Origin of the sequence: Modestobacter sp. VKM Ac-2986, assembly GCF_026967795.1 — a bacterium.
Lineage (GTDB): Bacteria > Actinomycetota > Actinomycetes > Mycobacteriales > Geodermatophilaceae > Modestobacter.
On record NZ_JAPVBH010000005.1, the window covers coordinates 115,599 to 124,670 of the forward strand.

Annotated in this window: 10 protein-coding genes; 4 read left to right on the forward strand and 6 right to left on the reverse strand. The window is 73.5% G+C overall.

The genetic code is table 11. The annotated features are described in order from the left end of the window. Positions 1-45: 45 nt before the first annotated feature. Positions 46-954, reverse strand: coding sequence for a metallophosphoesterase (locus tag O2W14_RS13965; RefSeq protein WP_269176709.1), 909 nt, complete (start codon positions 952-954; stop codon positions 46-48). A 68-nt stretch (positions 955-1,022) separates the two neighbouring features. On the opposite strand from O2W14_RS13965, the gene O2W14_RS13970 reads away from it, so the two are divergent. Then, positions 1,023-1,475: a GatB/YqeY domain-containing protein gene (locus O2W14_RS13970; protein WP_269176710.1), complete on the forward strand. Its 453-nt coding sequence runs from the start codon at positions 1,023-1,025 to the stop codon at positions 1,473-1,475. A gap of 107 nt (positions 1,476-1,582) precedes the next feature. On the opposite strand, the gene O2W14_RS13975 is transcribed toward O2W14_RS13970, so the two are convergent. Both O2W14_RS13975 and O2W14_RS13980 read right to left on the reverse strand, forming a co-directional pair. Further along, on the reverse strand, positions 1,583-3,994 hold the full coding sequence (locus tag O2W14_RS13975; protein ID WP_269176711.1) for a penicillin-binding protein: 2,412 nt from the start codon (positions 3,992-3,994) through the stop codon (positions 1,583-1,585). A 130-nt stretch (positions 3,995-4,124) separates the two neighbouring features. Next, a complete protein-coding gene (locus O2W14_RS13980; RefSeq protein ID WP_269176712.1) occupies positions 4,125-5,246 on the reverse strand; it encodes a fatty acid desaturase in 1,122 nt (373 codons plus the stop codon). 170 nt (positions 5,247-5,416) lie between these two features. On the opposite strand from O2W14_RS13980, the gene O2W14_RS13985 reads away from it, so the two are divergent. Continuing rightward, a complete protein-coding gene (locus tag O2W14_RS13985) occupies positions 5,417-5,818 on the forward strand; it encodes a DUF4259 domain-containing protein (RefSeq protein ID WP_269176713.1) in 402 nt (133 codons plus the stop codon). 9 nt (positions 5,819-5,827) lie between these two features. Here O2W14_RS13985 and O2W14_RS13990 read toward each other — a convergent pair whose 3' ends face one another. Continuing rightward, positions 5,828-7,048, reverse strand: a complete 1,221-nt coding sequence (locus tag O2W14_RS13990; protein WP_269176714.1) for an ArsA family ATPase — start codon at positions 7,046-7,048, stop codon at positions 5,828-5,830. Further along, a complete protein-coding gene (locus O2W14_RS13995; RefSeq protein ID WP_269176715.1) occupies positions 7,045-8,001 on the reverse strand; it encodes an ArsA-related P-loop ATPase in 957 nt (318 codons plus the stop codon). The genes O2W14_RS13990 and O2W14_RS13995 overlap by 4 nt, the downstream gene beginning before the upstream one ends. Positions 8,002-8,100: 99 nt before the next feature. On the opposite strand from O2W14_RS13995, the gene O2W14_RS14000 reads away from it, so the two are divergent. Both O2W14_RS14000 and O2W14_RS14005 read left to right on the forward strand, forming a co-directional pair. Next, the gene (locus O2W14_RS14000) at positions 8,101-8,274 is read left to right on the forward strand and encodes a hypothetical protein (RefSeq protein WP_170311040.1); all 174 of its coding nucleotides are present in this window, start codon (positions 8,101-8,103) and stop codon (positions 8,272-8,274) included. Continuing rightward, a complete protein-coding gene (locus tag O2W14_RS14005; RefSeq protein ID WP_269176716.1) occupies positions 8,274-8,750 on the forward strand; it encodes a RidA family protein in 477 nt (158 codons plus the stop codon). The genes O2W14_RS14000 and O2W14_RS14005 overlap by 1 nt, the downstream gene beginning before the upstream one ends. Before the next feature lie 101 nt (positions 8,751-8,851). Here the strand turns inward: O2W14_RS14005 and O2W14_RS14010 are convergent. Further along, positions 8,852-9,072 (reverse strand): Crp/Fnr family transcriptional regulator (locus tag O2W14_RS14010; protein WP_269176717.1); only part of this gene is annotated, 221 nt, incomplete at its 5' end.

The following is a 9,072-nucleotide window of genomic DNA, read 5'->3' on the forward strand; positions in this document are numbered from 1 at the left end:
TGTAACCGATGCCCTCGGCCTCCTCGCAGGGACCCGGCGGGCGGGCTACGCGCGGGGGGTCAGTGTGAGCAGGGTGGCCTCCGGAGGGCAGGCCAGCCGGTAGGGCGCGTACGGGCTGGTGCCCAGCCCCGCCGACACGTGCAGCCAGGTGCCGGTCGGGTGCGCCGCCGTCGGCTCGGTCCACCGGTGCAGCCAGCGGACGTGCTGCCGGTCGATGCCGCAGTTGGTGACCAGGGCCCCGTAGAAGGGGATGCGCAGCTGGCCGCCGTGGGTGTGCCCGCACAGCAGCAGGTCGTAGCCGTCGCCGGCGAACCGGTCGAGCACCCGGGGCTCGGGGGAGTGGACCAGGCCCAACCGCACGTCGGCTCCCGGGTCGGCCGGGCCGGCGACCTCGTCGTACCGGTCCAGCTGCAGGTGCGGGTCGTCGACCCCGGCGAAGGCGATCCGGACACCGGCCACCGTGAGCCCGCCGGTGGTGTTGGTCAGGTCCAGCCACCCGCGGGCGGTCATGCCGTCGCGGAGCTCCTGCCAGGGCAGCGGTTCCCCGAAGACCTTCCGGTGGTCCTTCTTGAAGTACTTGAGCGGGTTCTTCGGCGTCGGGCCGTAGTAGTCGTTGCTGGACAGCACGAAGGCCCCGGGGAGGTCGAGCAGGGGCTCCAGGGCGCGCAGCGTCGGCGGGACGGCGTCCGCGCCGGCCAGGTTGTCCCCGGTGGTGACCACCAGGTCCGGCTCCAGCGCGGCCAGACCCGCGACGAACGCCTGCTTGCCCGTCTGCCCCGCGGTCATGTGCAGGTCCGACAGCTGCAGCACCCGCAGCGGGGCCGAGCCCGGCGGCAGCACCGGGACGTCGAAGCGCCGCAGCGTCCACCGCGTCCGCTCGACCAGGCTCGCGTAGGCCACCGTGGCGGCTCCGGTGGCCAGCACGGCTGCGGGGACGGCGGTCGTGGTGCGCATGCCCGCAGCGTAGGGCGGCGCAGGAACTGCGTCGTCCCACTGCCGGGTGAGGTGGCAGGCTGCGGAGCGTGAGCGAGCTGAAGGACCGACTGCGTACCGACCTGACCACTGCCATGAAGGGCCGCGACGAGCTGACCACCGCGACCCTGCGCATGGTGCTCTCCGCCGTGACCGCCGAGGAGGTGTCCGGCAAGGAGGCCCGCGAGCTGTCCGACGACGAGGTCCAGGCGGTGCTGCGTCGCGAGGCGAAGAAGCGCCGCGAGGCGGCCGAGGCATTCGCCGGTGCCGGCCGGACCGAGCAGGCCGAGCGGGAGCGCGCCGAGGAGGGCGTGGTCGCCGCCTACCTGCCCGCCCAGCTCACCGACGCCGACCTCGCCGCGCTGGTCGCCGACGTCGTCACCACGACCGGGGCCACCGGGATGAAGGACATGGGCAAGGTGATGGGCGCGGTCACCGGCCGGGTCGCCGGCCGGGCCGAGGGCGGCCGCGTCGCCGCGGAGGTGCGCCGCCAGCTCGGCTGAGCAGGGTCCCGCCGCGCAGGCCTGCGGCGGGCACCGACGACGACGGCTCCCCGGTCGGTGACCGGGGAGCCGTCGTCGTTCGTGGGTCGGTCAGTCGGGGCTGACGGTCAGCCGGTGGGCGGCTGCGGGATCGGCGCGGGGCCTGGGGCCGGCGCGGGGGCCGGAGCCGGCGCGGGGGCCGGAGCCGGCGCCGGGGCGGGTGCCGGGGCAGGCGCCGCCGGAGCCGGAGCCGGAGCCGGCCGGGACGGACGGGGAGCCCGGGTGCGGACACCCGACCCGTCGCTGACGCGGATGGTGACGACCTGGCCGGCCTCGGCCTCGGAGCCGGCGGACGGGCTGGTGCCCAGCAAGGTGCCGGCGGGCTGCGAGCTGCTCACCCGGGAGGTGACGGGCCGGAAGCCGGCCTGACGCAGGGTGTCCTCGCACACGCTGGCGCTGTTGCAGCCGGGGACCGCCGGCCGGTTGCCCGCGGACACGACCGGGTCGGCCTCCGGGAACGGGGTGGGCGCCTGGCTGGTCAGGATCGGCCGCATGGCGTCGCGCCAGATGGTCGCGCCCTTGCCACCACCGAAGCCGCCGACGTTGTCGTTGCTGGTGGGGTTGAACACCATGACGCTGGCGGAGTACTTCGGGGTGTAGCCCACGAAGGTCACCGAGATGTTGTCCTGGGCGGTACCGGTCTTGCCGGCGATCTGGTGACCGGGGATCGCCGCGGTCCGGGCGGTGCCGAACGGGCTCTCGGTGTCACCGATGAGGATCTGGTTGAGCGTGGTCGCCACGCCCGGCGGGATGGCCTCGGGCGTGCAGTTGTCGTTCTTCACCAGCGGCTGGCCGTCGTCGCCGGTGAGCGGCTGACCGTTCGAGGTCAGCACCTGGGTCACCGCGATCGGGTCGCACTGGGTGCCGTTGCCGCCCAGCGTCGAGTACGCGCTGGCCAGGTAGAGCGGGCTGGTGGCGTCCGGGCCGAGGGTGAACGACCCGCGGTTCTGGGCGATGATCTCGTCGGCGATCGGGTCCAGGGACTTCAGGCCCATCGCCTGCGCGGTGCGCACCGGCTTCTCGACGCTGCCGAGCTTGTCCTCGAGGGCGACGAAGTAGGTGTTCGACGACCGCACCAGGGCGTCGCGCATGTTCAGCGTCGGCGGGTAGTTGTTGCCGACGTTCTGCACCGGCCAGGGCCGCAGCCGGCCGGTGTCGGGGTCGGTGTCCTTGAAGAGCTTGGAGATGTAGGGCTCGGGCGTCGTCTGGGTGTAGTTCGCGCCGTAGCCCTCGATGAGCGCGGCGGCCGCGGTGAACACCTTGTAGGTGGACCCGGCGCCCTTGCTGGCCCCGACGTTGAGGTTCACGGCCTCGCAGGCGCGGTCGACGGCACGCTCACAGCCGAAGCGCCGGTTGACGCTCATCGCCAGCAGCTTCCCGGTGCCCGGCTCGACGGCGGTGAACGTGCCGGCCAGGGCGTCTCCCATCGGGAGGGTGTTCAGCACGGCGCTGTCGCCGGAGCGCTGCAGGTCGGCGTCGAGCGTCGTCTGGATCGTGTAGCCGCCGTTGGCGAGCTCGCGGTCGTCCAGGCCGAGGCCGTTGAGCTGGCCCTTGACGAAGTCGCAGAAGTAGCCGGCGATGGTCGCGTTGGCGCACCCGTTCGGCGGCCGGGGACCCTCGGCCGTCTGGACCGGGGCGGCCGTGAGGTCGGTCAGCTCCTGGTCGGTCATCGGCTGGTCGACCTGACCGCCGCCGCCGTGGCCGAGGTCGTGCATCCGCTGCAGCACCTGGTTGCGCCGGGTCTGGGCGGCCTCGGGGTAGAGCAGCGGGTCGTCGTTCGTCGGGCTCTGCACCAGGCCGGCCAGCACCGCTGCCTGGGGCAGGGTCAGCTCGGCGGCGCCGACGCTGAAGTAGGTGCGCGCAGCGGCCTCGATGCCGTAGGCACCGTGCCCGAAGTAGGCGATGTTGAGGTAGCGGGTGAGGATCTCGTCCTTGGAGTAGGTCTGCTCCAGGGCCAGCGCCAGCCGGGCCTCCTTGAGCTTGCGGCCCACCGACTGCTCGGTGGCCGCCCGCGCCTCGGCCGCGGTGGGGGCCGTCTGCAGCAGGGTCTGCTTCACCAGCTGCTGGGTGAGCGTCGAACCACCCTCCTGGACCCCGCCGGCGGCCAGGTTCTTGGCCAGCGCGCGCAGGGTGCCCTGGGCGTCGACGCCCTTGTGCTCGTAGAAGCGCGAGTCCTCGATGTCGACGATCGCCTGCTTCATGATCGGCGCGATCTGGTCCGCCGCTGCCGGCGTCCGGTTGTTCTCGTAGAACTCGGTGATCAGCTCGCCGTTGGCGGCCAGCACCTTCGTGTTCCCGTTCGGCGTCTTGTCGGTCAGCTCGACCGGCAGGGCGTCGAGCAGTGTCGTCGAGTTGCGGGCGATCAGGCCCGCCCCTCCGACGAAGGGCAACAGCACGGCGGCGACCAGGCCACCGGCGACGACCAGGGCGATGAGGAGCTTCGCCAGGGCGCCGACACGGGAGGGAGCAGACTCGGACATCGCAGGCCAAGGTACCTGTCCGAGCCCGCCCCGTGTCCGGCTCGGGACCCGACGCGCGGGCCCGCCGGGCGACGCGCCGGGGGCGCTCACAGCCTGGTCCCAGGAGCGCCCCCGTCGTGGTCGGTGCCGGTCAGTCCTTGGCGTACCGGTTGGCCCGGGCGAAGGTGCCCATGTCGTTGAACCGGACGCCGTTGGCCGCGAGCACCGGGTGGATGTCGCGCTCCATGAGCTGGCGGACGTAGAACGGGTCGGCCACGTAGAAGTGGTGGATCGGGTGGGTGCTGCCGAAGTTGGCGCAGAACACCTGGAACGGCGCCAGGTACCACTTGTTGAACACCTGGGTCTGCTGCAGGACGTTGCCCTGCTCGACGTCGCCCTGGTAGTGCATGTTGCTGCTGATGAAGTGCAGGCAGAAGCCGCGCCACACGTTGGGGCCGACCCACACGACGGTGAGCACGGTGAGCGCGTGCAGCAGGCCGGCGGGCACGGCCGCGCCCAGCCACGAGGCCAGGTGCAGGACGAGGAAGCCGTACCAGATGGTGATCGCGACCGGGGTCAGGCCGATGCTGGCCTTGAGGATGGTGCGCCGCCACAGCGCGTCCTCCTCGTCGACCGGCTTCGTGGACACGATCCGGATCATCGCCGGCACGTAGGGGTCGAGCAGGCTGTACAGCCGCACCAGGCCCCACGGCTTGCCGTTGGTGATCGACACCTCCTCGATGTCGTCCGGCAGGCCCGAGTAGGCGTGGTGCCGCAGGTGCAGCCGGATCCGGTACACCGGGTTGATCGTGTAGGGCCGGAACGCCCAGACGGCGTAGAGCAGGGCGTAGCGCACGGCCTTGCGGCGGCGGAAGTACAGGGCGTGGATGAGGTCGTGCTCGACCTCGTGGCCGATCGCGGCGAAGGCGGCGGAGACGAACAGCGTCACGTACCAGGGCAGGACGCCGGTCAGGTAGAGCGCGCCGCTGCCGACGAAGCCCAGCAGGGCCACCGAGAAGGCGGCGAGCCCGAGCGCGTCCTGGTGGCGCAGCACCGGGTGGTCGCGGCGCAGCTCCTGGGAGCGCTGCCGGATCGCCGAGGTGATGACCTTCGTGCGCGCCCGGTCGTCGGCGTCCATGCCGGTCAGGTCGACCGGGATCTCGACCGGCAGGTCCGCGGCCGCGGGCACCGTGCCGGTCCCGAACAGGCCCAGCGGGGGTGCGGTCGTGGTCGTGTCGCCGGGCGGGGCGTCGATCTCGGGGGCAGTGCTCATGCGGGTGTCATCCCTCCGACGGAACAGGTCGGGCGGACGCTAACGGGGCGTGACGATCACGGTCCAGACCCGCCGGTGACCAGGACACGATCGGGGGACACCGGGTGCTCAGGTGCACCGTGCGTCACGCCCGCCCCACCCCCACTCCGCCGCCGGGGACACTCGCGCGCATGGGCAGCTGGGGCACCGACGTCTTCGAGTCCGACGACGCGGCTGACTTCGTCGGCGACCTCGGGGAGAGCGCCGACCCGGCGGCGTCACTGCACGAGGCGCTGTCCGCCGCGCTGGACCGGGACGGCGAGCTGGAGTCGCCGGAGATGAGCGCCGGGCTGGCGGCCGCGGTGCTGGTCGCCTGCGTGGCCGGTGGTGTCCGGCCCGCCGACCCGACGGCACAGGAGGTGCTGGACGCCGGTCGGGTGCCGGTCACCGGGCCGCTCCGGAACCTGGCCCGGGCCGTGCTCGACCGGGGCCTGACCGACGACGACAACGAGTGGGCCGAGCTGTGGTCGGAGGCCGGCGAGCTGGACGACGTCCGCGCCGGCCTGCGCACGTCCCGGGCGCTGCTGGGCTGAGCCCGGGGGTCAGGCAGCCGGGGGGCGTGCCGGCAGCACCCGGCTGCGGGGGGTGCCGGTGCCGGTGTCGTCCTCGTCGGCCAGCAGTGCCCGGCCCATCACCCGCAGGCCCTCGAGGTCGTGCACGTCGCCGGCCGCGGCCGGCACGGTGCGGATCGCGACCTCGGGGTGCGCGCTGCTGAACCGGTCGGCCAGCCGCTGCTCACGGATGGCCACCGTCATCCGCTCGGCGTGCACCCGCAGCGCCCCCGCCGCCAGCTCGGCGCCGGGACCGCCGGCCTCGGCGACCGCCTCGGCCGCGGCCTCGGCACGGGTCGCCGACAGCCCCGTCGTCGCCGGCGGGTGGGTGCGGTTGACGACCAGGCCGGCCAGCGGCATGCCCTCGCTGGAGAGCCGGTCGACGAAGTAGGAGGCCTCGCGCAGCGCGTCCGGCTCGGGCGCGGCCACGACCACGAACGCCGTCCCGGGCTGGCGGAGCAGCTGGTAGGTGGCGTCGGCGCGCTCGCGGAAGCCGCCGAACATGGTGTCCAGTGCGGAGACGAAGGCGGAGATGTCGTTGAGCAGCTGGCCGCCCAGGATCTTGCTGATGATCCGGCTGAAGAGGGCGAAGCCCGCCCCGACCAGCCGGACGCCGGCCCGGCCACCGGCCCGCGCGGGGGCGGTGAGCAGCCGGATCATCGTGCCGTCGAGGAAGCGGGACAGCCGGTTCGGGGCGTCCAGGAAGTCCAGCGCCGAGCGCGACGGCGGGGTGTCGACGATGACGAGGTCCCAGCGCTCGCTGGCCCGCAGCTGACCCAGCTTCTCCATGGCCATGTACTCCTGCGTGCCCCCGAAGGAGGACGACAGCGCCTGGTAGAAGGGGTTGTCGAAGATCACCTGCGCCCGCTCGGGCGTGGCGTGCGCGGACACGACGTCGTCGAACGTCCGCTTCATGTCCAGCATCATCGCGTGCAGCTCACCGCTGGCCCCCGGCGTCTCGACCAGCCGCGGCTCGTTGTCCAGCTCGACCAGGCCGAGGGACTGGGCCAGCCGGCGGGCCGGGTCGATGGTGAGGACGACGACCTCCCGGCCGGCCTCCGCGGCGGCCAGGGCCAGCGCCGCCGACGTCGTCGTCTTGCCCACCCCGCCGGAGCCGCAGCAGACGATGATCCGGGTCGCCGGGTCCGAGACGAGGGCGGCGAGGTCGAGGGCCGGGGCGAGCGAGGCCCGGCGCGGCTGGGCCGCGCTCACGCCGCCACCGCCGGCTGCAGGTCGCCGAGGCGCTCGGCCAGCTCGAACAGGCAGCCGAGGTCGATGGGGGACGAGGACAGCGGCAGCTCGACCACCGGGCGGCCCAGCGCCTCGACGTCCCCGCGCAGTGCGTCCTGGGACTGCCAGCGCCGGGCGTGCTCGACCGACTCGGCGACCAGGGCCTCGGCCACCTCGGCGCCACCGGACACGTGGGCGGCGCTGAGCGCGGGCAGCAGGGCGGCCGCGGTGAGCTCCCCGGCGGCGGTGGTGGCCAGGACGTCGGCCGGCAGCAGCGGCTCGGTGGCCATGTTGACGATGACCGACCCCACGGGCAGCTGCAGCGCGGTGAGCTCGTCGATCGCGTCGGCGGTCTCCTGCACGGGCATGTCCTCCAGCAGGGTCACCAGGTGCACCGCGGTCTGCGGTGACCGGAAGACGGCCATCACGCCGTCGCTCTGGCTCTTGATCGGTCCGGAGCGGGCCAGCCCGGCCACCTCGCCGGTGACGTTGAGGAAGCGGGAGATCCGCCCGGTGGGCGGGGCGTCGACCACGACGGCGTCGTAGACGAGGCGACCGTCCTTGCCGCGGCGGGTCACCGCCTCCTTGATCTTGCCGGTGAGCAGCACGTCCCGCAGACCGGGGGCGATCGCGGTGGCGAAGTCGACCGCGCCCATCTTCCGCAGGGCGTAGCCGGCGCGCTTGAGGTTGTAGAACATGTCCAGGTACTCGAGGAAGGCCGCCTCGACGTCGATCGCCAGCGCCTTGACCTCGCCGCCGCCGCGGGCGACGGCGACCCGGCGCTCCTCGTAGGGCAGCGGCGGGGTGTCGAAGAGCTGGGCGATGCCCTGGCGTCCCTCGGTCTCGACCAGCAGCACGTGCCGGCCGCCGGTGGCGAGGGAGAGCGCGAGGGCCGCGGCCACCGTCGTCTTGCCGGTGCCTCCCTTGCCGGTCACGACGTGGCACCGCACGGGCGCAGGCTGGGAGGTCACTCCCAGGAGAGTACGAGCGGTCGCCGGGTCCGGCCCGGTGCGAGCCTGCGCTAGCGTCGCGGCATGAGCGAACCGTCCCGTCGTACCTGGGAGTACGCCACCATCCCGCTGCTGATCCACAACACCAAGGCGATCCTGGACTCCTGGGGCGTCGACGGGTGGGAGCTGGTGCAGGTGCTGCCCAGCGGCGACTCCGGCACCCAGCTCGTGGCCTACCTGAAGCGCCCGACGAACTGATGACCGCCCCCGACCAGCCCACGAGCTGGACCGCCCGGCTGGCCGAGCTCGGTGTGCGGCTGCCCCCGGTGGCCGCCCCGGTGGCCGCCTACGTGCCGGCCATCCGCACCGGCCAGCTGGTCTTCACCTCCGGTCAGCTGCCCTTCGTCGACGGCGGGCTGCGGCGCACCGGCAAGGTCGGCGGCGCCGTCGACATCGAGGACGCCGCCGCCGACGCCAAGGTCTGCGCCCTCAACGCCCTGGCCGCCATCGACGACCTGGTGGGGCTGGACGCCGTCGCCCGGGTCGTCCGGGTCGTCGGCTACGTCGCCAGCGCCGAGGGCTTCAGCGGCCAGCCCCGGGTGGTCAACGGGGCCAGCGAGTTCCTCGGCCGGGTCTTCGGCGAGGCCGGGCAGCACGCCCGTTCCGCCGTCGGCGTCGCCGAGCTGCCCATGAACGCACCCGTCGAGGTGGAGCTGACCGTCGAGCTCCGCTGAACCCCGCCGTCCCGCGGGACGGTGTGCACGCGAGAGGCCCAGGACCTGGTCGGTCCTGGGCCTCTCGCGTCAGGCCCCTCGCCGGGCGAGGGGGTCCTCCGTCAGCGCGCGCGGCGGCGGAGGCGCTCCTCGTCGAGGACGACGACGGACTTGCCCTGCAGCTGGATCCAGCCGCGGTGCACGAAGTCGGCCAGCGCCTTGTTCACCGTCTCGCGGGAGGCGCCCACCAGCTGGGCCAGCTCCTTCTGCGTCAGGTCGTGCTTCACGCGCAGGCCGTCGGTCTCGCGGCTGCCGAAGCGGTCGGCCATCTGCAGCAGCGCCT